The organism is Streptomyces sp. NPDC043870 (assembly GCF_056435785.1).
In genome coordinates, this window is the sequence record NZ_JBWKDT010000005.1 from 82,190 (window position 1) to 103,556 (window position 21,367).

Below are 21,367 nucleotides of genomic sequence, written 5' to 3' on the forward strand. Positions count from 1 at the left end.
GCCGGGCCGCAGGCGACCGCAGGCCGCAGGCCTACGGCGACGGCGTACGCGCCGCCGCCAGCAGCCGCGCCGTGTCGTCGGCACACAGCTGCAGCGCGTTACCGACCGTCGTCAGAACGTCCCGCTCGGCCGGGATGTACGGGCCGTCGGCGAGCGCGATGCCCGCGCCCTGCAGAAGGATCGATTCGCGGCCGGCCGGGGCCAGATGCGGGGTGAGCGGCTCCAGTGCCTCGTGGAGTTCGATGGCGAGGGCGGCGCCACAAGGGCCGGTGTCGGTGATGAAGCGGCCGGTGTCGGCGGCCAGGGCCTCGACCATCGTGGTCAGCTGGTCCTCGGTGCAGTCGCTGAATCCGGCGGCGCGGACGGTGGCGACGGCGGTCTGCCGGACCGTGCGGGAGGAGGTGCCGCCGGCGGCGAGAACGGCGAGGGCGACGGTGTGCACGGCGTCGCGGAGCATCGCGGAGAAGCGGGCGGTGGTGGGGTGGTCGAGGGCTTCCGTGCCGAAGTGGGCGTGGCAGGCCGCGCATTCGACGACCGGGCCCGCGTAGCCGCGTGGCAGGACGGGGACGCCGAGCACGGTGAAGCGGCGGCGGCCGCTGCGGCGGCGGTAGTTGCGGTCGCCTCCGCAGTCGGGGCAGAAGAACTCGCCGTCACCGATCGTGCTCCAGGACGTACGCACACCGAAGACGCGAAGGCCACGATTACCGTGGATGCGCGGTTTTCGGCCGCTTCGTCCTCGGGCTGGCAGCACGTCGCACCTCCGTGAATCCCCCGTGGCCCGTCGGGCACGGGTGGTGCCCCCACGGCAACGTCGCCGCGTTGACGTGATGTTAGCCACATCGATGATGTGGCGTCAGTACCCATGCGTCACTTCGCTCGGACATGGCCGAACCCCGCCCCTGCGACAGGGACGGGGTTCGGGTACGGAGGCGGCGTCTGCGTCAGCGGGCCGCGCGGTTGACGGCCGAGATGACCGCCTTCAGCGAGGCGCGCGTGGTGTTGGCGTCGATGCCGATGCCCCACAGGACCTTTCCGTCGATGGCGCATTCGATGTACGAGGCGGCCTGCGCGGAGGCGCCCTCGCTCATCGTGTGCTCCTGGTAGTCCAGCAGCCGGGCGTCCACGTCGATCGCGGCCAGTGCGTCGAAGAACGCGGAGATCGGACCGTTGCCGGAGCCGGTCAGGACGGTGTCCACGCCGTCCACGACCGCCTCGACCGTCAGGGTGTCGGTGCCGTCCGTGTCCGACGTGGTCTGGCCGGAACGCAGCTGGATCCGGCCCCAGCGGGCCTCGGCGTCGACCGGGTTGGGCAGGTACTCGTCCTGGAAGACCGACCAGATCTCCTTCGGCGTGACCTCTCCGCCCTCGGCGTCGGTCTTGGCCTGAATGATGCGGGAGAACTCGATCTGCATCCGGCGCGGCAGGTCCAGCTTGTGGTCGTTCTTCAGGACATAGGCGATGCCGCCCTTGCCGGACTGCGAGTTGACGCGGATGACCGCCTCGTAGGAGCGGCCGACGTCCTTCGGGTCGATCGGCAGGTACGGGACGGCCCACTCGATGTCGTCGGTCGTCACCCCCGGGCCCTGGGCGGCCGCGTCGGCCTCCATGGCGTCGAAGCCCTTCTTGATGGCGTCCTGGTGGGAGCCGGAGAAGGCGGTGTAGACCAGGTCGCCCGCGTAGGGGTGGCGCGGGTGGATCTCCATCTGGTTGCAGTACTCGCTGGTGCGACGGATCTCGTCGATCTGCGAGAAGTCGATCTGCGGGTCGACGCCCTGGGAGAACAGGTTCATGCCCAGGGTGACCAGGTCGACGTTGCCGGTCCGCTCGCCCTGGCCGAACAGGCAGCCCTCGATACGGTCCGCGCCCGCCATGATCGCCAGCTCGGCGGCGGCCACGGCCGTACCGCGGTCGTTGTGCGGGTGGACGGACAGGCAGACGTACTCGCGGCGGGTCAGGTTCCGGGACATCCACTCGAAGCGGTCCGCGTGCGTGGACGGCGTGGAACGCTCCACGGTGGCCGGCAGGTTCAGGATGATCTCACGGCCGGGACCGGGCTGCCAGACGTCACAGACGGCCTCGCAGACCTCCAGGGCGAAGTCCAGCTCGGTGTCGGTGAAGATCTCCGGGCTGTACTGGTAGCCGAAGGTCGTCTCGGGGCCCAGCAGCTTGTCGGCGTACTCCATCACCAGACGGGTGCCGTCGACGGCGATCTGCTTGATGTCGTCCTTGGAGCCGCGGAAGACGACCCGGCGGAACGTCGGCGCCGTCGCGTTGTACAGGTGCACGGTGGCGCGCTTCGCGCCGACGATCGACTCGACAGTGCGCTCGATCAGGTCCTCGCGGGCCTGGGTCAGGACGGAGATGGTCACGTCCTCGGGGATCGCGCCCTCCTCGATGATCGAGCGGACGAACGCGAAGTCCGTCTCACCCGACGAGGGGAAGCCGACCTCGATCTCCTTGTAACCCATTCGGACGAGCAGGTCGAACATCTCGCGCTTGCGCGCCGGGCTCATCGGGTCGATCAGCGCCTGGTTGCCGTCGCGCAGGTCGGTGGACAGCCAGCGGGGCGCCTTGGTGATCCGCTTCTCCGGCCACGTACGGTCCGGGATGTCCACGGCCTCGTACTGCCCGTACTTGTGGATCGGCATGCCGGAGGGCTTCTGGGTGTGCGTCGTGTTGGTGATCGGGGTGGGGCGGCCGATCCACTGCGACTGTGACATTGCGTAGGGCTCCTCGGGGGTCCTGCTGGGGCGGGACGGCCGACTTGGTCGCACTCTCTCGAAGCAGCACCAGACTCCGCGGGGAGGGGGTCGGCCTACGACTACAGGCCCTCGCCGCGGCAGCTAAGGAGAAGCAGCCCGAAACGCATGATGCGGACGAGCCTAGCTGAGCCTTGGCGGAAGTGCCGGTCCCGTTTCAGTATGCGGGACGACCGATCAGTAACGGGCAAATGTGAACTATCACCCTATTTTACTAATCATCGTCGCAGGTAGTGACAGCGTCATGACCCACTGCCACATTGCCAGACATGGATTCCTTCACGCCTGTCTTCTGCGGCATCGTGCCGCCGCACCTGCTCGACAAGCTCGCCCAGGCCGACGATCCCGCGATCGCCGCGGCCGCCCGCCGCACCCTGATCGCGGACGCCGGGCACCGCACCGGCCGCCGGCTGACCACCGTCGTCGGCGCGGCCGCCCCGGTCGGCCGGGAGACCGGGGCGAAGCCCCGGCGCACCCTCTACGACGCGGAGCACAAGACCGCGCTGCCGGGTACGAAGGTGCGCTCCGAGGGCGACGAGCCCGGCCAGGACGCGACCGTCAACCGCGCGTACGCGGGCCTCGGCGCGACCTTCGAGCTGCTGCTCTCCGCGTACGGGCACAACTCCGTCGACGGCAACGGCCTGCCGCTCGACGCGACCGTCCACTACGACGAGAACTACGGGAACGCCTTCTGGAACGGCGAGCAGATGGTGTTCGGCGACGGGGACGGCGAGATCTTCCTCGACTTCACCGTGCCGGTCGACGTCATCGCCCATGAGCTGGCACACGGCTTCACCCAGTACTCGGCGAACCTCACGTACTTCGGCCAGCCGGGCGCGCTGAACGAGTCGGTCTCGGACGTCTTCGGCTCGCTGGTGAAGCAGTACACCCTCGACCAGACCGCCGACCAGGCCGACTGGCTGATCGGCGCCGGGTTGCTCGCACCGGGCGTGACCGGGGTGGCGCTGCGGTCGATGAAGGCGCCGGGTACGGCGTACGACGACGACGTCCTCGGCAAGGACCCGCAGCCCGCGACGATGGACGACTACGTCCGGACGGGCCGGGACAACGGCGGTGTCCACATCAACTCCGGCATCCCCAACCACGCGTTCTACCTGCTCGCCACGCAGCTCGGCGGCAAGGCGTGGGAGCGGGCGGGGCAGATCTGGTACGACACGATGACCTCGGGGAGCCTTGAGGTCGACGCCTCCTTCACGGACTTCGCCAAGGCCACGGTCGCGGCGTCGGCCGCGCGGTACGGCGAGGGCGAGGAGCACGAGGCGGTGCTGAAGGCCTGGTCGCAGGTCGGGGTGGCCACGGCCTGAGGCCTGTCCTGTCCGGGCTGCCTGTCCTGCCCTGTCCTGGCCGTCCTGCCTGCCCTAAGGCTTGATCCACCGGGCAGGCCCCAGGACAGAAGCCAGGTGGGCCGCCGACGGAGGCGGATCCGCCCGGGACAGGCTAGACAGGACCCATGCGTATTCAAGTGCGACGCACGGGTGGTTTCGCCGGCATCGAGCGGGTCTCCGAGGTGGACACCTCGGGGCGGCCCGACGCCCAGGAGTGGCATGCCCTGGCCGACCAGGCCGTGAGTGACGGCCGGGGCACGCCGCCGGTGGGGGTGCCGGACGGATTCCAGTACCAGATCACGGTGGACGACAAGACGGTGTACTGCGCGGATCCACGGCTTACGGAGGCGCAGCGGTCGCTCATCTCGCGGGTGCTGAAGGAAGGCTCCTAGTCCTTGCAGGGATCGGGATCCGGATCCGGCTGCGGCTGCGGCTCCGGGGCAGGGCTCGGAGGCCGGGCTCCGGGGCGGCGCGTCTCTCCGGGCGTGCCGAGACCCGTCGCGACCGAGGCCGCAGCGAGGCCCGGGGCGTCGCCCGCCGCGACGGCGAAGTCGCGGAGCGCGCCCGCCAGCACCTGGTCAGGTGTGTAGTCGCCCATGATGTAGCCGGTCCGGGCGAGTTGGGCGAGGCCGTGCATCTGGGCGAAGAGCTGGCGGACCAGGAGGTCCGGGTCCGCCTCACAGCGGAAGCGGCCCATGGCGACGCAGCGCCGGATCGCGTCCCGGGGCAGGCGCAGGACGGACACCCCCATGCGGCGATCGTCCTCGGTGAGCACGAAGCCGGCGAGGCCGGCGCCGCCGAACAGCACGGCGTAGACGTCGGGTTCGGCGCGCGCGAAGTCCTGGTAGCAGCGGCAGAGCGCGGCGAGTTCGACGACCGGATCGGAGTCACCCGTCACCGACTCGGCGCGGGCGCGGAAGCGTGCGAAGCCCTCGCGCATCAGCTCCCGTACGAGCTCGGACATCGAGCCGAAGTGGGTGTAGACAGCCATCGTGGAGGCGCCGACCTCCTTGACCAGGCGACGGGCGCTGAGGGCGGCCGGACCCTGTTCGGCGAGGATGCGGGCCGCTTCGTCGAGCAGCCGACGGCGTACGGAGTTCGCGGATGACACGGCAGCAGGGTAACGCTGTTATGGGCAGCAGCAGCGTGATGGACATCCGGCCCGGGGCCGAGGGAGGGCCCCTTGCGCGCGGGCCCCGGCGCGGAGGTCAGAAACCCAGCTTGCGCAGCTGCTTCGGGTCCCGCTGCCAGTCCTTGGCGACCTTCACATGGAGGTCGAGGAAGACCGGCGTGCCCAGCAGCGCCTCGATGTGCTTGCGGGACTTGATGCCGACCTCCTTGAGGCGGCTGCCCTTCGGGCCGATGATGATGCCCTTCTGGCTGGGGCGCTCGATGTAGACGTTCGCGTGGATGTCGAGGAGCGGCTTGTCGGCCGGGCGGTCCTCGCGGGGCAGCATCTCCTCGACGACGACCGCGATGGAGTGCGGCAGTTCGTCCCGTACGCCTTCGAGCGCGGCCTCGCGGATCAGCTCGGCGACCATGACCTGCTCGGGCTCGTCGGTGAGGTCGCCCTCCGGGTAGAGCGGGGGGCTCTCCGGCATGAGCGGGACGAGGAGGTCACCGAGGAGCGCGACCTGCTTGTCGCCGACCGCGGACACCGGGACGATCTCCGCCCACTCGATGCCGAGCTCCTGGCCGAGCCGGTCGATGGCGATCAGCTGCTCCGCCAGCGTCTTGGAGTCGACCAGGTCGGTCTTGGTGACGATCGCGACCTTCGGGGTCTTCTTGATCCCGGCGAGCTCCTTGGCGATGAAACGATCCCCCGGGCCGACCTTCTCGTTGGCCGGCAGACAGAAGCCGATCACGTCGACCTCGGCCCAGGTCGTCCGTACGACGTCGTTGAGCCGCTCGCCGAGCAGCGTGCGCGGCTTGTGCAGGCCGGGGGTGTCGACGAGCACGAGCTGCGCGTTCAGGTCGGGGCGGTGCACGATGCCGCGGACGGTGTGCCGGGTGGTCTGCGGCTTCTTGGAGGTGATCGCCACCTTCTGGCCGACCAGAGCGTTCGTGAGGGTGGACTTGCCCGCGTTGGGGCGGCCGACGAAGCAGGCGAAGCCGGCGCGGTGCGGGGCCTCGGATCCAGGGGTGTGAACGCTCATGCGGGCCATTCTCCCCGATCCCGGGACACTCACGTACCGCGCACCCTGGGCACACCCGCGCTCACGCACCGCGGCATCCCCGGCACGCCACGCCTTCACGTACCGCGGCACCCGGCACTCCACGCCCTCACGTACCGCGCACCCTCCGGTGCCGCAGGCGGAGCCACGTCACCGTGCCGGTCCCGGCCGCCAGCAGGGCGGCCACGACCAGCCACGGCAGGGCGACGAAGGACACCGCCGCGGACTCACGCACGTCCCGTGCGCTCGCGGTCAGTGTGACCTCGCCCCAGTCGAGCTGAGGCGCTCCCGCCCAGCTCTCCGTGAGCCGGATCTTCTGGCGCGGCAGCAGCTCGCTGGGGATCTTCGTCAGCTCGCGGGCCAGGAGCGTACGGCCGAAGACTCCCTCGGCGCGCAGGGCGACCTTGGGGTTGAGAGTGACGTTGCCCCGGTTGTGGAGCGTGTACGAGATGACCGCGCTGCTGTCGCCGGCACCGGGCAGCAGGGGCTTGTCGGGGGCGTACGTCACGTCCTCGACGGACAGGGCGGGCACGGTCGGGCCGTTCACCCGGAGGTAGACCCGGGCGCCGACGGCCCGCTGGATGCCCACGGCGACGGCTCCGCCGCTCCCCGCGGCGATGCGCTCGTCGAGGGCGACCAGTGCTCCCGGGTGGTCGCCGGGGTCGGCGGTCCCGGGGACGGTGAGCGTGTACGGGACGGTGACCGAGGAGCGTGCCGGGACCGTGACCCGGTCGCGCGCCGGCTTCGCCCAGGCGCCGACGCCGCGCTGCCGCTCCTTGCGGGTACGTACGGCGAAGCCGCCGTCCCGCGCGGTGTTGTACGCGTCGGCGGCGTACAGCACGAAGGTCAGGGAGGCGGCGGTCCTGTTGCTGACGGTGACCTGGTCGGTGAGCGTGGTGCCGGGGTCGGCGGAGAGATAGAAGTACGGGCGGCGGCCCAGCTCGGAGGCCGCGGGCTCGACGGACCACTCGCCGTTGTCGGCGGCGTGGGCGGCGCCCGGGGTGCCGTACAGGAACGCGGACAGGGCGAGAAGGAGTGCGGACAGCTTTCGCACGGTGCGGAAACCCCCGGGGTCGGGGCGGGCCGACCGGGTGCGCGCCCGGCCCGCCGTGGGTGTCAGGTGAGGGTGAGGGTCAGCACGCCCGCGTAGGCGCCGGGGGCGGTGAACGCCGGGACGTCCAGCGACACCTTCGCGGCCGCGGTGAACTCACCGCCGGTCAACGCCGCGTTGGGGGTGGACGCCAGGGTCGCGCCGGCGCTGCCGACCACGCCCGCGGTGCCCGCCGCGCAGGTGCTGGGGCTGCCCGCCTTGGTGGTGCAGGACGGGGTCCAGGAGAGCTTGCCGGCGTCGATCTTTCCGCCGGGTCCGGTGAAGTCGGTGACCTTGCCGGTCAGGGACCAGCCCGCGGGGCCGCCGCGGAAGTCCTTGACCGTCACCGCGTTCAGGTCACCGGTGGAGGCGCCGCCCTTGCCGAAGTCGACCGACGTCAGCTGGACGGTGTCCCCGGCCTGGGTCATCGAGAGGGTTCCGGCCGCGACGGAGGAGTTCAGCTTCTGGCTGTTGGCGGGGAGCGGGGTGTCGTCGATGACGGTGTAGGCCGCCGGGCCCGCGCCCTTGTCGGCATTCCAGGCGGCACCCTCGTACGCGACGATGCCGGAGGTGGCCTTGTCGTTCACCGTGAGCTGCGCGGTGAACGAGCCGCTGGAGCTCGCCTTGACCGTCGTCTTGTCGGCGGTCTCCGCCGCTCCGGAGCGGCCGGCCACGGTGACATCGGCGCCCGGGGCGAACTTGGTCCCGGTGACCGTGACCTTGTCGCCCGGTTTACCGGACGCCGTAGCGAGCTGGATGGCGCGCTCGTTGGGGACGGACTGCGGGGTGGCGACGATCGTCTGGGAGACGGGTGCGGGCGGGTTCGTCACCGTGCAGGGGGTGTCCAGCTCCATGATGTAGCTGGTGTGGATGTTGTAGTCGCCGGGCGAGAGTGTGGTCGTGCCGGGCGCGGTGACCGTGAACGTACCGGTCATGGAGAACGACGGGAACGGCGCCTTGCCCGGCACCGGCGGGTTCTTCTTCGGGCCGGTCATCGTGACGCTGCCGGTCTGGGCACCGCCGAGGGTGACCTTGCCGGTGGGCGTCATGATGTCGGCCGGGAGGGCGATGTCGACGGGGTTGCCGGCGGCGGGTTTGGTCACGGTGTACGTGACGGTGACCGTGTCACCGACCTTGGGTGCGGCGTTGTCGACGGTGATCTCGGCGGTGGTCGTGCCGTCGATGGGCGGGATGCCGGCGATCGGCGGCGGTACGCAGTGCGTCGGGAAGTCGACCGCCTGTGCGGCCGCCACCTGGGCGTGGGCGGGGGCGATGAGGAACCCGCCGCCGGTGACCGCGAGCGCGGTCACCCCCAGAACGGCTGCCCAGCGGTGTCTTCGCTGAGCGGATCGTTGGGATGCCATGTGCTTCCCCCTTCAGTCGGTGGGCGCCATTGACGTGGCGGGGGGAAGAGAAGTCAATGGAATCGAAATGCACCGACTGATGACCCATCAGATACTGTCAAGATCGGTGTTTCCGCAGGTCAGTTGAGAGACCGGCGCCACGGAAGGTGACGTCGGCCGGTGAGAGCGGGGTGCGGCTTTCCCGTAACTGGGGGCAAGCCCCCAGACCCCGTACGCACTCCGCTCAAAGTGAGCCCCGCCGGCGTTTGAGGCGCGGCGTCTGGGGCGGAGCCCCCGCGCGACGGAGCCGAACATCGACACAGCGGGAAGGGGCGGGGCGGGGAAAGGAGCCCACGTCCGCGCGGGACGCCCGAAGGGCACGGTCGGCCGGGCAGACGACCGGCAGACGGCCGGGCCCGCAGCGCGGGACGCCCGAGGTACACGGCCGGCCGGGGTCAGGCCGGGGACGAGCCCTGTTCGCGGCGGCGTGTCACCAGCGCTGCCGTGATCACCACCGCGTAGAGCACCACGAGCACGCCGAGCGTCAGACCCAGCCAGTCGACGGGCCCGCCGCGGATCAGGCCGGTGGCGGCGGTGATGCCGGCGGCGAGGCCGGCTGCCAGGAGGACCACGCCCGCCGCGGCGCGCAGGGCGCGGCGGCGGGGGCCGGTGGTCAGTTCGGCGCCCGCGGCCGCCGCGAGGAAGAGCGGGAACGCGTCGGACGCGGCCACCCTGCCGGAGACGGCCCAGTCGGTCAGATTGATCACGACGCCGACGAGGCCGACCACCAGGGCCACGCGCGCCCAGGTGCGCGAGGCACGGGGCATCGTCAGCCCGCCGTCACCGTCGTACGCAGCACCCCGTCGGGGCCCGCCAGCAGGACCGGGGTCGCCGGGCCGCCGAGATCGCGGACCGCCGCGCGGTCGGCGTCCGCGACCGTGTCGGTCTCGGCGACGACCGCCGCGGCCTCCAGCGACTTCGCGCCGCTCGCCACCGCCATGGCCACCGCGGTCTGCAGCGCGCTCAGCCGCAGCGACTCCAGCGCGACCGTGCCCGCCACGTACGTACGCCCGGTCTCGTCCCGTACCGCCGCGCCCTCCGGCACACCGTTGCGGGCGCGGGCGCTGCGCGCCAGCGTGATGATCTTGCGGTCCTCGGGGTCGAGTTCGGTGCTCTCAGTCATGTGCCGAGCATAAGTCGGCAACCCCGGTCAGCTCCGGGCACCCTCGCCCCAGGGCCTGGCGGCGGCGCGCCCGCTCAGCCCGTGAGCGGATACATCGACCCCCGCCGCCCCTCCGGCGACGCCAGCCACTCCAGCTTCGCCGCCGTGTCCGCCTCCGGCAGCGGGGTGTGGAGCACGATCGTCAGATCCGGCCTGGCCGGCACCCGCAGCTGCGTCGACTCCACGTACAGCGTGCCCACCACCGGGTGCTCCATCTCCTTGCGCACCTGCCCGCCGGGCGCGATGTCACGCCGGTCCCACAGCTCGGCGAACTCCTCGCTCGCTTCCCTCGCCTCCTCGACCAGCACCCGGAACCCCTCGTCGTCCGGGCACTCGGAGCACGCCCCGCGGAACTGCGCCACGACCGTCGCCGCGTTCCGCTCCCAGCTCGTCGCCCGCGCGCGGTAGAGGGGATCGGTGAAGAACGTGATCAGACAGTTCTGGGAGATCTCGGGACGCATGCCCATGACCATCGCGGCCGCGTCGTTGTACATGATCGTGTTCCAGTACGCGTCCATGATGTGCGCCGGGAACGGCATCCAGGCGTCGATCAGCCGCCGCAACCCCTCACAGTTGCGGTGCTGCTCGCCCGGATCGACCTCCGGCTGCGGCGGGTTGAGCCCGGCCAGCACGTACAGGTGGCGCCGCTCCGCGCCGCTCAGCCGCAGCACCCGCGCCACCGAGTCCAGCACCTGCGGCGAGACCGTGATGTCCCGCCCCTGCTCCAGCCACTGGTACCAGGAGACGCCGACCCCCGCGAGGACCGCGACCTCTTCGCGGCGCAGGCCCGGTGTACGCCGTCTCGGGCCGCCGTCCGGCAGTCCGGCCTCCGCCGGGCTGACCCGGGCCCGGCGGCTCATCAGGAACTCCCGCAGTTCGGCGAGGCGATGCGCCTTCAGCCGGTCCCCCGTCACGTCCGTCTCCCCCTGAGTGGTGGTGCGACCAACAGGATAAGTACCGGCTCCCCACCGGTATTCCGGCCGACGGAGGGTCGGAGCATGGCAATCGACACCTCCGTCCCCCAGCGGGAGAACGCGCCGGTCCGGCTGACCGGCCGGGCCCGCCTGATCCTGTTCGTCCTGTGCGCCGCGCAGTTCATGGTCGCCCTCGACTTCTCCGTGCTCAACGTGGCGCTGCCCGTGCTCGGTGCCGATCTCGGCATGAGCACCTCCGCCCTGCAGTGGGCGGTCACCGCTTTCGCGCTGCCGTCCGGCGGCTTTCTGCTGCTCTTCGGCCGGATCGCCGATCTGTACGGCCGCCGCAGGCTGTTCCTCGGCGGACTCGCCCTTTTCGGCGCCGCGTCCCTGCTCGCGACCTTCGCCTGGGACCCGGCGTCGTTCCTCGCCGGACGGGCGCTGCAGGGGCTCGGCGCCGCGGCCATCGTGCCGACGGGTATGTCCCTGCTGACCACCACCTTCCCCGAAGGGCCGGAGCGCGACCGGGCCCTGGGCATCAGCGGCACGCTGCTGTCGCTGGGCTTCACCGTCGGCATGCTGCTGGGCGGGGTGATGACCGACGCGCTCGGCTGGCGCTCCACGATGGGTCTGCTCGCCGTGTTCACCCTGATCGTGCTGCCGCTCGCACCGGGCCTGCTGCCGGAGTCCCGTACTCCCGACCGGCCGCGCCTCGACTTCCCCGGTGCGGTCGCCGTCACCAGCGGGCTGCTCGCCCTGATCTACGCGCTGACCACGGCGGCCGAGCGGGGCTTCGGCGGCGTGGACGTCCTCGGCGCACTCGCCACGGGCCTCGTCCTGCTCGTCGCGTTCGTGGTCGTCGAGTCGCGCAGTGCCGCCCCGCTGGTGTCGCTGCCGATGCTGCGCCGCCGCACGGTGGCCGTCGGCAACCTGGGCGGGCTGATCACCTTCTCGATGATGTCGACCGTCGTCTTCGTCCTGACCCTGTATCTGCAGGAGGTCCTCGGCCTCTCCGCGTCCGGCACCGGGCTGGTCTTCGGTGTGCAGGGCGTGGCGTCGGTGGTCGCCGGTATGTACGCCCCGAAGGTCATCGGCCGGCTGGGCGCGCGCCGCACGCTGGCGCTGTCGCTGCTGGGCCAGGGCCTGTTCGTGGCGGTCCTGCTGGGCCTCGGCAAGGAGTCGGGAGCCGTCCTCGCGACCGTCGCGGTCTCGCTGGCGAGCATGTGCCATCTGGGCGCGATCATCTCGTACGGGCTGACCGTCACCTCGGGCGTGCCGGACGAGGAGCAGGGCCTGGCGACCGGTCTGGTCACCACGACCCAGCAGGTGGGGCTCACCGTCGGCATTCCGCTGCTCGGTGTGCTGGCGACGACCGGCGGCGCGCTGTACGACGGTGTGCGCACCGTGCTGGCGATCGACGCGGCGATCGTGGTGGGGGCGGCGCTGCTGGTGGCGGTGGGCCTGCGCAGGCGCGCGCCTAGGTCGTGTCTGGGGCCTGTCCGTGGATCAGGCTGCCCAGCAAGATCCGCCGGACAGGCCCTGAGGCGGGTCAGGGCCGGTCGAGGCGGAGCCGCTCCGCCTTCGGCAGGCCCGCCACGACCAGGTCGTACGAGTCCTCGATGAGCTCCCGGACCATACGGGCCGGGAGTTCGCCCACCGTCACCGTGTTCCAGTGGCGTTTGTTGAGGTGGTAGCCCGGGACGATCGCCGGGTACTCGGCGCGCAGCCGGACCGCCTCGTCCGGGTCGCATTTGAGCGCGATCTTCAGCGGGGTGGCGTCCAGGTCGCTGATGGCGAACATCTTCCCGGCGACCTTGAAGACCGAGTGTTCCGGGCCGAAGGGGAAGTCCTCCGACGCGGCGTTCTGCTCCAGGCACAGGGCTTTGAGCTGCGCAGCGGTCAACCGGTCGGTCATGAGGGCTCCACGAGGACGGTGACGATCTTGTTGCGGCGGCCGGCCGTGGCCTCGGCGGTCAGCCGGAGCGAGCGCCCGTCCGGCAGGTCCACCACCGCGCTGGCGCCGGCGATCGGCACCCGCCCAAGGGACTTGGCGAGCAGCCCGCCCACGGTCTCCACGTCCTCGTCGTCGAACTCGTCGAGCCCGAACAGCTCGCCGAGGTCGCCGATGTCGAGCCGGGCGGTGACCCGGTAGCGCGAGTCGCCCAGCTCCTGCACGGGCGGCAGCTCCCGGTCGTACTCGTCGGTGATCTCGCCGACGATCTCCTCCAGGATGTCCTCGATGGTGACGATCCCGGCCGTGCCGCCGTACTCGTCGATGACGACGGCGACATGGTTGCGCTCCTGCTGCATCTCGCGCAGCAGATCGCCCGCGTTCTTCGTGTCGGGCACGAAGGCCGCCGGGCGCATCGCCGTGGAGACCAGCTCGGCCTCCGCGTCCCGCTTGATGTGCGTCTTGCGGACCAGGTCCTTCAGATACACGATCCCGACGATGTCGTCCTCGTTCTCCCCGGTCACCGGGATACGGGAGAAGCCGGAGCGCAGAGCGAGGGTGAGCGCCTGGCGGATGGTCTTGTAGCGCTCGATCGCGACCAGGTCGGTACGCGGAACCATGACTTCCCGTACGAGGGTGTCGCCGAGCTCGAAGACCGAGTGCACCATACGGCGCTCCTCGTCCTCGATGAGCGACTCCTGCTCGGCGAGGTCGACCATCGCACGCAGCTCCGCCTCGCTCGCGAACGGACCCTTGCGGAAGCCCTTGCCCGGCGTCAGCGCGTTGCCGATGAGGATCAGCAGTTGCGGGACCGGGCCCATGACGCGGGCCAGCGGCAGCAGCACGTACGCGGCGGCCGTCGCCGTGTTCACCGGGTGCTGGCGGCCGATGGTGCGCGGGGAGACCCCGACGGCGACGAAGGAGACGAGGACCATCACGCCGATGGCGACGGTCAGCGCCTGCCAGGTCTCGGAGAACTCCTGGAGACAGGCGTAGGTGACGAACACCCCGGCGGCCATCTCGCAGGCGACCCGCACCAGCAGGGCGACGTTGAGATAGCGCGTCGGGTCGGAGGCGACCTGCGCCAGCCGGTCGGCGCCGCGCCGTCCCGAGCGCACCGCCTCGTCGGCACGGAAGCTGGAGACACGGGCGATACCGGCTTCGGCACACGCCGCCAGCCAGGCGACGACGACCAGCAGGACCGCGGCGATGATCAGTTGGCCGGTCATGATCCGGCCACGCTCACGAGCGGGACGGCCGTGCTCATGGGCGGGACGGGCGTGCTCATGCGCGGGCTCATGAGACGGTCGGCGCCGGGGACGGGCCGGTCAGGCCCTTCTCCGCCCGCCAGCCGTCGACGATCGCCGCCTGCAGACCGAACATCTCGGCGCGCTCGTCCGTCTCCTCGTGGTCGTACCCCAGAAGGTGCAGCACCCCATGGACGGTGAGCAACTGGAGCTCCTCGTCCATGGAGTGCTGGGTCGGCGCTTCCTCGCCCTGCTTCTGGGCGACCTCGGGGCAGAGCACGATGTCGCCGAGGAGCCCCTGCGGGGGCTCCTCGGCGTCCTTGACCGGCGGGCGCAGCTCGTCCATCGGGAAGGACATGACGTCGGTGGGCCCCGGCAGGTCCATCCACTGGATGTGGAGCTGCTCCATGGCGTCGGCGTCCACAACGATCACCGAGAGCTCGGACAGCGGGTGGATACGCATCCGCGCGAGCGCGTAGCGGGCGATGTCGAGGATCGCCTGCTCGTCGACCTCTGTGCCGGACTCGTTGTTGACGTCGATCGACATGGTGTTCTTCGGTCTACTTCCCGTTGGTGCCGTTTCGGCTGTCGTACTGCTCGTACGCGTCGACGATACGGCCGACGAGCTTGTGCCGGACGACATCCTGAGACGTCAGCATGGAGAAGTGCACATCCGGGACACCGTCCAGGATCTCCCGGACCTGGCGCAGGCCGCTCTTGGTACTGCCCGGCAGGTCGACCTGGGTGATGTCACCGGTGACGACGATCTTCGAATCGAAGCCGAGACGCGTCAGGAACATCTTCATCTGTTCCGGATTCGTGTTCTGCGCCTCGTCGAGGATGATGAACGCGTCGTTGAGCGTACGGCCTCGCATGTACGCCAGCGGCGCGACCTCGATCGTGCCCGCGGCCATGAGGCGCGGGATCGAGTCCGGGTCGATCATGTCGTGCAGCGCGTCGTAGAGCGGACGCAGATACGGGTCGATCTTCTCGTACAGCGTGCCGGGCAGGAAGCCGAGGCGCTCGCCCGCCTCGACGGCGGGGCGGGTCAGGATGATGCGGTTGACCTGCTTGGACTGGAGCGCCTGGACCGCCTTGGCCATCGCCAGATAGGTCTTGCCCGTACCGGCGGGGCCGATGCCGAAGACGACCGTGTGCTTGTCGATCGCGTCGACGTAGCGCTTCTGGTTGAGGGTCTTGGGGCGGATGGTGCGGCCGCGGCTGGAGAGGATGTTCTGCGTGAGCACTTCGGCCGGGGTCTCGTCGGGCCCCGTCCCGTTCTCGCTCGCCCTGAGCATGGCGATCGAGCGTTCCACCGCGTCCTCCGTCATGGGCTGTCCGGTGCGGAGCACCAGCATCATCTCGTCGAAGAGGCGCTGGATCAGAGCGACTTCCCGCGCGTCGCCGATCGCACTGACCTCGTTGCCCCGGACATGGATGTCGGCCGCCGGGAAGGCCTTCTCGATCACGCGCAGCAGGGCGTCACCCGAACCGAGAACGGTCACCATCGGATGCTTGGCCGGGACGGTGAACTGGGCTCGTGCCTGTCCCGGCGCTGGGGTCTGGGCTGTGGGTGTCTGAGTCATGGGCCGGCTCTGTGGCCTGCACATACCTCCCGTTGCAGGGTTCTCGCTGCTCGACAACCTCTGGAGTACCAGCGTACGACCCCGCACCGACAGTCCCGAAGCCCTTTTCCTGGGGTGGGGGAGTTCCCCCGGGTACCCTTGCTCAGGCCGAGCGGCGGAAGCCGATCGTCGGCAACGCGCGCCGCAGCGGCCACGGCCGGGCCGCCGCCGGCAGCAACCGGGCGAGGAAGGCGTACCTGGCCAGCGCCTCCGGGTCCTGGTCGGAGCAGCCCCGCACGTACTGCCACCAGGCCGCCACCTCCGACCAGCCGGGCGCGGACAGCGAGCCGCCGAACTCCTGCACGGACAGTGCGGCGATCAGCCCGGCGAAGGCGAGCCGGTCCGCGAGCGGCCAGCCCGCGAGCGTGCCCGTGACGAAACCGGCCATGAAGACATCGCCCGCTCCCGTCGGATCCAGCGCCTCCACCGCGATCGCCGGGACCTCCGCGGTCTCCCCCGTCGCACCGTCCACGGCGTACGCGCCCTCCGCGCCGAGCGTGACGACGGCGACCGGCACCCTGTCGGCCAGTGCCCGGGCCGCGGCCCGGGGGCAGTCGGTGCAGGTGTAGCGCATCGCCTCCTGCGCGTTGGGCAGGAACGCCTCGCACAACTCCAGATCGAGCAGTGACGCAAGATCCCAGCGGCCGGTGTCGTCCCAGCCGGTATCGGCGAAGATCCGCGCGCCCCGGCCGGCCGCTTCGGCGATCCAGCCCTCGCGGCGGTCGGGCGCGAGGGAGGCGACGGCGGCCCGTGCGCGCGGCGGCACCGGGTGGAACGGGGCGCCGTTGTCCTCCGGCGGCGGGGCCTCGTGACCGTGCGAGATCATCGTCCGCTCGCCCTCGTACGCCATGGAGACGGTCACCGGGGAGTGCCAGCCGGGCACGGTCCGCGACCGGGACAGATCGATGCCCTCGCCCTGCTCCAGGGCGTCCCAGCAGTAGTCGCCGTAGAAGTCGTCGCCGAAGGCCGCGGCGAGCGAGGTGCGCAGACCGAGCCGGGCGAGCGCGGTGGCCATGTTGGCGACCCCGCCCGGGCTCTGCCCCATCCCCCGTGCCCAGGACTCGGTGCCCCGCACCGGGGCGCTGTCCAGACCGGTGAAGATGATGTCGAGGAAGACCGTGCCGGTGAGGAACACATCGCATTCCGGGTCCCCGCCGGTGCGCAGCGCGCCCAACGGGTCGACGTCTGTGGTGCGTTGCTGCTGCTCTCCATCGGTCGTGATCACGGTGGCTCCCGAATCGCGGTGCGAGGTGCGCTGCAAGAGCGGTGCGAATCAGGCCAGTGTGCCCGATCCTCGCCCCACCGCAGAGGTGGCAGCCCACAGAGAGTGCGTGCCACTACCCCTACTGATCCAGCACAAACCAAATGTGCCCCGCATCACACCATTCCATCTTCTCCGGCCCCGGGGACGCTTGATACAAATTGGCGCGCGTTCCCGTGCAAAACCGGGCGCTCCACCCCACCTTCGCCCCCCTTGTTCCCGGGAACGCCCATGCCCTCGCGCCCGCGCGCCGCGTGGCCCTTGGTCGCCGTCTTCGCCGCCGGCTACCTCGCCGCGTATCTCCTGCCGACCGTCGTCGGCCGGCTCTCCGCCGGACTCGGACTCTCCCCCGCCCAGGCCGGGCTCGTCGGCTCGACGCTGCTGCTGCACTCTGCTGTTGCGGGCTTCGTGCTGGCCTCGCGGGTCGAGCGGCACGGGCCGCGGCGGCTCTCCCGGCTGGGCCTGCTGCTCGCCCTGACCGGGTACGGGACCGCTGCGCTGGCCTCGTCCGTACCGCTGGTGGTCGCCGGGACCGCGGTGGGCGGCCTCGGCTCGGGTACGGCGACGGCAGTCGCCGCGGCCGGAATCGCCACGCAGCGCGACCCGCACCGCGCCTCGTCGCTCGGGCTGCTCGCGGTGTCGGCGTCCGCGGGGGTCCTGTATCTCACGCTCCCGCGGCTCGGGGGCGGACACGCGGTGCCGTTCGCGGCGCTCGCGCTCGCCGCGGTGCTGGTGTGGCCCGCGACGGGACGGCTCGACACGGCCGGCGCACGGGTGAGCGGCCAGAGCCCACGGACCGGGCCGCCCCGGCTGCCCCGGGTGCGCTCGGGGGCGGTTCTCGCGGGCGCCATGCTCTGCTGGTCGATGGCGCAGAACGCCCTGTGGGGCGTGAGCGGGCGGATCGGGGTCACCCAGGCGGGGCTGAGCGAGGTCACGGTCGGCGCGGTCTTCGCGGTCGCGCTGGGTGCGGGGCTCGCGGGCGTCCTCGGCGCGGGCGCGCTGGGGGCACGGCTCGGCCGGGCGATCCCGATCGGCGCGGGCACGGCCCTCATCGCCTGCTGCATCGTGGTCAGTTCGTCGGCGCGGGGTCTGATGACCTTCGCCACGGGCGAGATCCTGTGGAACGTCTTCTACCCCGCGGTCCTGTCGTATCTGATCGGACTCGCCGCGTCGCTCGACCCGCGCGGCCGGTGGGCGGTGCTCGTGGGCTCCGCGTCGTCGCTGGGCGTCGCGTGCGGACCGCTCACCGGCAGCCTGCTCTCCGAGCACGCGGGATACCCGGGGATGGGGCTGGTGCTGTGCGCCCTGCTGCTCCTGGTGGCGGTGCCGATGACCGCGGTGGCCCTCCACACCTCGGGCCGCCCGCTGGTCCCCGGCGCCATCCGCCGCCGCGGCGGCGCCCCGGCCGCGGTGGTCGCCCTCACGACGGGCGCCCCGTCGGGGGCCCGGGTCCCCCAGATCGGCGCCCCGGAACAGCCGGTCGCGGAGATCCCGGTACCGGTGACGACACGGGTGCGGGCCCGTCGGCGCCGGCTCCTGCGGGACCGGTCCTCGAAGGTCCTGGCGTCCTGACCGGCCCGCGTCAGTCGGTGTCGAAGTCGTACGACTCGACGTCCGCCAGGTACCGCTCCCGGCGGGCCTCGTCATGGTCGAGGAACGCGGCCCGGAAGGAGTTGCGGGCCAGCTCGCGCAGCTGGTCCTGGCTCAGGCCCAGCGCCTCCCGTACCGCGTGGAACGTGTCGCCGACATAGCCGCCGAAGTACGCGGGGTCGTCGGAGTTGACGGTCACCAGCAGCCCGGCGTCCATCATCGAGCGCAGCGGGTGGTCCTCCAGGGTGTCGACGGCGCGCAGGCGGACGTTCGACAGCGGGCACACGGTGAGGGGTACCCGGTCACGGACGAGGCGTTCGACCAGTTCCGGATCCTCCATCGCGCGGAGGCCGTGGTCGATGCGTTCGACACCGAGAACGTCCAGGGCCTCCCGGATGTACGCGGGCGGGCCCTCCTCGCCGGCGTGGGCGACCTTGCGCAGTCCGAGGGACTCGGCGGCCGCGTACACCTCGCGGAACTTGGCGGGCGGATGCCCGACCTCGGCCGAGTCCAGGCCGACCGCGCTGATGTGGTGGAGGTACGGCTTCGCCGCGTCGAGCGTCTCCATGGCCGACTCGGCGGACTCGTCGCGCAGGAAGCACATGATCAGCTGCGTGGAGACGCCGTGCCGCTCCTCGCTCCGGTCCAGCGCGTGCGCGAGCCCTTCGATCACCGTGCCGATCGGGATGCCGCGGCCGGTGTGCGCCTGTGGGTCGAAGAAGATCTCGGCGTGCCGTACGCCCTGGGCCGCCGCGCGCGCGAGGTACGCGTCGGCGAGGTCGGTGAAGTCGCTCGCGGTGTGCAGGACCGCCATCAGCCCGTAGTACAGGTCGAGGAAGGACTGCAGATCGCTGAAGAGGTACGCCTTGCGGAGGTCTTCGGTGCCGGCGTACGGCAGCCGGACGCCGTTGCGCTCGGCCAGTTCGAAGGCGAGTTCGGGTTCGAGGGTGCCCTCGATGTGCAGGTGCAGTTCGGCCTTGGGGAGTGACATCGGTGCTCGCTCAGAGTTCGCGTTTGGGTACGGGGACCCGGACGAGGTCCTGGGCCACGGAGAGTTCGCCGTCGAAGCCGGCTGCCCGGGCCTGCCGCTCGAACTCCTCGGGCTCGCTGTAGCGCTGCGAGAAGTGTGTCAGGACGAGGTGCCGTACGCCCGCATCGCGCGCCACGCGAGCCGCCTGACCGGCGGTGAGGTGGCCGTGGTCGGTGGCCAGCAGATGGTCCTCGTCGAGGAACGTCGACTCGATGACGAGCATGTCGCAGCCCTCGGCCAGCTCGTACGCGCCCTCGCACAGCCTGGTGTCCATGACGAACGCGAAACGCTGGCCGCGCCGTACCTCGCTCACCTCCTCCAGGGTGACGCCGCCGAGTACGCCCTCGCGCTGGATGCGGCCCACGTCGGGGCCCTTGATGCCGTGCGCGGCGAGCCGCTCGGGCAGCATGCGGCGGCCGTCGGGTTCGGTCAGCCGGTAGCCGAACGACTCCACGGAATGCGAGAGCCGGCGCGCCTCCAGGGTGTACGAGGAGGTGTCGGCGAGCACGCCGTCGGTGGCGACCGGCGCCTCCGTGAGCTGTACGCACTCCCGGTAGGCGGTCGCGTAGCGGAGCCGGTCGAAGAAGCGCTGCCCGCTCGCCGGGTAGTGCGCGGTCACCGGGTGCGGCACCTGGTCGAGGTTGATGCGCTGGATCACCCCGGCGAGACCGAGGGAGTGGTCGCCGTGGAAGTGCGTGACACAGATGCGGTTGATGTCGTGCGCGGCGACGCCGGCCCGCAGCATCTGCCGCTGGGTGCCCTCGCCCGGGTCGAAGAGGATGCCTTCGCCGTCCCAGCGCAGCAGATAGCCGTTGTGGTTGCGGTGCCGGGTCGGGACCTGGCTGGCGGTGCCGAGCACGACCAGTTCTCGTACGGACATGCGGTGACTATCCGGGCGGCCAGTTGAAGCCGCGCCCGCCGAGGACGTGGAGGTGCGCGTGGAAGACGGTCTGCCCCGCGCCGCTGCCGGTGTTGAAGACGACACGGAAGCCGGTGGCGTCCACCTTGTCCTCGGCCGCGACCTCGGCCGCCTCGCGCAGTATGTCGGCGACGACGGTGGGCTCGGCCGCGGCGAGCGTGGCGGCGTCCGGGTAGTGCGACTTGGGGATGACAAGCACATGCGTCGGCGCCTGCGGATTGATGTCGCGGAAGGCGACGGTCGTCTCGGTCTCGCGTACGACGGTGGCCGGGACCTCCCCCGCGACGATCTTGCAGAACAGGCAGTCGGCTTGCGGTTCTCCCGCCATGGTCCGGCCCCTTCATGACTCCGACGATCAATGGATCTGCATGCTATCGGTGCCGGGGCGCCGGGCTACTTGCCCGGGGTACGGGTTTCGGTGACGGTCACCGTCACGGTGACCGTGGGGCGGGGCGGGCCGTCGCCGCCGGGGACCCGCGTGGGTGTCGGAGCGCTGCAGTCGCCGAGGACACCGACGTGGAACACCGTACGGCCGCCCGCCTTGGCCTTCAGGTCGCCGCGTACGCAGCGCCCGTCGATCTCCTGGGTGACCTTGCCGTTGATCATGATCTTCCGGCCGGTCCCTTCCCCATCGGTTTCGCCCTCGCATGCGACGGTGGCGACGGCCGGTGCCGAAGGGGAGGCCGTGTGACCGGTACTGAGCGTGGTCGTACAGCTGAGCCAGCGCACCTGGACACCGGCGCGCTCCAGCGCGCGGGTACCTGCGGCGTCCGTCGTGAAGGACACCGCCATCGCGCTCAGCCCGCCGCCCGTGCCGGGTTCGCACGCCACGGCGCCGAGGGCCGCGGCGCCGGCCAGACCGATCGCTGCCAGTACCCGTGTGTACGCGCCCATGC

22 protein-coding genes are annotated in these 21,367 nt (G+C 71.2%); 4 read left to right on the plus strand and 18 right to left on the minus strand.

Annotated features, from left to right (window positions below; translation table 11 throughout):
- Window positions 1–31: 31 nt before the first annotated feature.
- Window positions 32–751, minus strand: coding sequence for a TerB family tellurite resistance protein (locus AC0699_RS08665; RefSeq protein ID WP_478657380.1), 720 nt, complete (start codon window positions 749–751; stop codon window positions 32–34).
- A gap of 190 nt (window positions 752–941) precedes the next feature.
- Window positions 942–2,720 (minus strand): 2-isopropylmalate synthase, encoded by a 1,779-nt coding sequence (gene leuA, locus AC0699_RS08670; RefSeq protein ID WP_478657383.1) that lies wholly within the window; start codon window positions 2,718–2,720, stop codon window positions 942–944.
- A 308-nt stretch (window positions 2,721–3,028) separates the two neighbouring features.
- Between leuA and AC0699_RS08675 the strand changes: the two genes are divergently transcribed.
- Both AC0699_RS08675 and AC0699_RS08680 read left to right on the plus strand, forming a co-directional pair.
- On the plus strand, window positions 3,029–4,084 hold the full coding sequence (locus AC0699_RS08675; RefSeq protein ID WP_478657386.1) for a M4 family metallopeptidase: 1,056 nt from the start codon (window positions 3,029–3,031) through the stop codon (window positions 4,082–4,084).
- Between the two features lie 146 nt (window positions 4,085–4,230).
- Window positions 4,231–4,497 carry a protealysin inhibitor emfourin gene (locus tag AC0699_RS08680; RefSeq protein WP_478657388.1) on the plus strand — a complete coding sequence of 89 codons (267 nt, stop codon included), beginning with the start codon at window positions 4,231–4,233 and terminating at the stop codon, window positions 4,495–4,497.
- Here the strand turns inward: AC0699_RS08680 and AC0699_RS08685 are convergent.
- From AC0699_RS08685 to AC0699_RS08715, 7 genes are all read right to left on the minus strand, one after another.
- Window positions 4,494–5,216 carry a TetR/AcrR family transcriptional regulator gene (locus AC0699_RS08685; protein ID WP_478657390.1) on the minus strand — a complete coding sequence of 241 codons (723 nt, stop codon included), beginning with the start codon at window positions 5,214–5,216 and terminating at the stop codon, window positions 4,494–4,496. The two genes, AC0699_RS08680 and AC0699_RS08685, sit on opposite strands and share 4 nt — an antisense overlap.
- A 97-nt stretch (window positions 5,217–5,313) precedes the next feature.
- On the minus strand, window positions 5,314–6,261 hold the full coding sequence (gene era, locus AC0699_RS08690; RefSeq protein ID WP_385416260.1) for a GTPase Era: 948 nt from the start codon (window positions 6,259–6,261) through the stop codon (window positions 5,314–5,316).
- Between the two features lie 127 nt (window positions 6,262–6,388).
- Window positions 6,389–7,333: a DUF916 domain-containing protein gene (locus AC0699_RS08695; protein WP_478657393.1), complete on the minus strand. Its 945-nt coding sequence runs from the start codon at window positions 7,331–7,333 to the stop codon at window positions 6,389–6,391.
- A 62-nt stretch (window positions 7,334–7,395) separates the two neighbouring features.
- A complete protein-coding gene (locus AC0699_RS08700; protein ID WP_478657395.1) occupies window positions 7,396–8,733 on the minus strand; it encodes a WxL domain-containing protein in 1,338 nt (445 codons plus the stop codon).
- A gap of 434 nt (window positions 8,734–9,167) precedes the next feature.
- On the minus strand, window positions 9,168–9,539 hold the full coding sequence (locus AC0699_RS08705; protein WP_478657397.1) for a hypothetical protein: 372 nt from the start codon (window positions 9,537–9,539) through the stop codon (window positions 9,168–9,170).
- Between the two features lie 2 nt (window positions 9,540–9,541).
- Window positions 9,542–9,895 (minus strand): cytidine deaminase, encoded by a 354-nt coding sequence (locus tag AC0699_RS08710; protein ID WP_478657399.1) that lies wholly within the window; start codon window positions 9,893–9,895, stop codon window positions 9,542–9,544.
- Between the two features lie 74 nt (window positions 9,896–9,969).
- Window positions 9,970–10,794, minus strand: coding sequence for a helix-turn-helix transcriptional regulator (locus tag AC0699_RS08715; protein ID WP_478657936.1), 825 nt, complete (start codon window positions 10,792–10,794; stop codon window positions 9,970–9,972).
- 138 nt (window positions 10,795–10,932) lie between these two features.
- Here AC0699_RS08715 and AC0699_RS08720 point away from each other — a divergent pair, with 138 nt between their 5' ends.
- Entirely contained in the window at window positions 10,933–12,471 is a 1,539-nt protein-coding gene (locus AC0699_RS08720) for an MFS transporter (protein WP_478657401.1), read from the plus strand.
- On the opposite strand, the gene AC0699_RS08725 is transcribed toward AC0699_RS08720, so the two are convergent.
- The 5 genes from AC0699_RS08725 to AC0699_RS08745 form a co-directional block, all read right to left on the minus strand.
- A complete protein-coding gene (locus AC0699_RS08725) occupies window positions 12,398–12,763 on the minus strand; it encodes an MmcQ/YjbR family DNA-binding protein (protein ID WP_478657403.1) in 366 nt (121 codons plus the stop codon). The two genes, AC0699_RS08720 and AC0699_RS08725, sit on opposite strands and share 74 nt — an antisense overlap.
- The gene (locus tag AC0699_RS08730; protein WP_478657406.1) at window positions 12,760–14,028 is read right to left on the minus strand and encodes a hemolysin family protein; all 1,269 of its coding nucleotides are present in this window, start codon (window positions 14,026–14,028) and stop codon (window positions 12,760–12,762) included. The genes AC0699_RS08725 and AC0699_RS08730 overlap by 4 nt, the downstream gene beginning before the upstream one ends.
- 67 nt (window positions 14,029–14,095) lie before the next feature.
- Window positions 14,096–14,593, minus strand: a complete 498-nt coding sequence (gene ybeY, locus AC0699_RS08735; RefSeq protein WP_478657408.1) for an rRNA maturation RNase YbeY — start codon at window positions 14,591–14,593, stop codon at window positions 14,096–14,098.
- 13 nt (window positions 14,594–14,606) lie between these two features.
- A complete protein-coding gene (locus AC0699_RS08740) occupies window positions 14,607–15,632 on the minus strand; it encodes a PhoH family protein (RefSeq protein WP_453659271.1) in 1,026 nt (341 codons plus the stop codon).
- A gap of 142 nt (window positions 15,633–15,774) precedes the next feature.
- Window positions 15,775–16,896 carry a PfkB family carbohydrate kinase gene (locus AC0699_RS08745; RefSeq protein WP_478657410.1) on the minus strand — a complete coding sequence of 374 codons (1,122 nt, stop codon included), beginning with the start codon at window positions 16,894–16,896 and terminating at the stop codon, window positions 15,775–15,777.
- Between the two features lie 267 nt (window positions 16,897–17,163).
- Here AC0699_RS08745 and AC0699_RS08750 point away from each other — a divergent pair, with 267 nt between their 5' ends.
- Window positions 17,164–18,504 carry an MFS transporter gene (locus AC0699_RS08750; protein ID WP_478657412.1) on the plus strand — a complete coding sequence of 447 codons (1,341 nt, stop codon included), beginning with the start codon at window positions 17,164–17,166 and terminating at the stop codon, window positions 18,502–18,504.
- A 10-nt stretch (window positions 18,505–18,514) separates the two neighbouring features.
- On the opposite strand, the gene AC0699_RS08755 is transcribed toward AC0699_RS08750, so the two are convergent.
- The 4 genes from AC0699_RS08755 to AC0699_RS08770 all read right to left on the minus strand — a co-directional run bounded on the left by AC0699_RS08755 (window position 18,515) and on the right by AC0699_RS08770 (window position 21,365).
- On the minus strand, window positions 18,515–19,513 hold the full coding sequence (locus AC0699_RS08755; RefSeq protein ID WP_478657415.1) for an adenosine deaminase: 999 nt from the start codon (window positions 19,511–19,513) through the stop codon (window positions 18,515–18,517).
- Between the two features lie 10 nt (window positions 19,514–19,523).
- Window positions 19,524–20,432 carry a ribonuclease Z gene (locus AC0699_RS08760; RefSeq protein ID WP_478657417.1) on the minus strand — a complete coding sequence of 303 codons (909 nt, stop codon included), beginning with the start codon at window positions 20,430–20,432 and terminating at the stop codon, window positions 19,524–19,526.
- 7 nt (window positions 20,433–20,439) lie between these two features.
- Window positions 20,440–20,799 (minus strand): histidine triad nucleotide-binding protein, encoded by a 360-nt coding sequence (locus AC0699_RS08765; protein WP_453659266.1) that lies wholly within the window; start codon window positions 20,797–20,799, stop codon window positions 20,440–20,442.
- A 65-nt stretch (window positions 20,800–20,864) separates the two neighbouring features.
- Window positions 20,865–21,365, minus strand: a complete 501-nt coding sequence (locus tag AC0699_RS08770) for a hypothetical protein (protein ID WP_478657419.1) — start codon at window positions 21,363–21,365, stop codon at window positions 20,865–20,867.
- Window positions 21,366–21,367 lie beyond the last annotated feature (2 nt).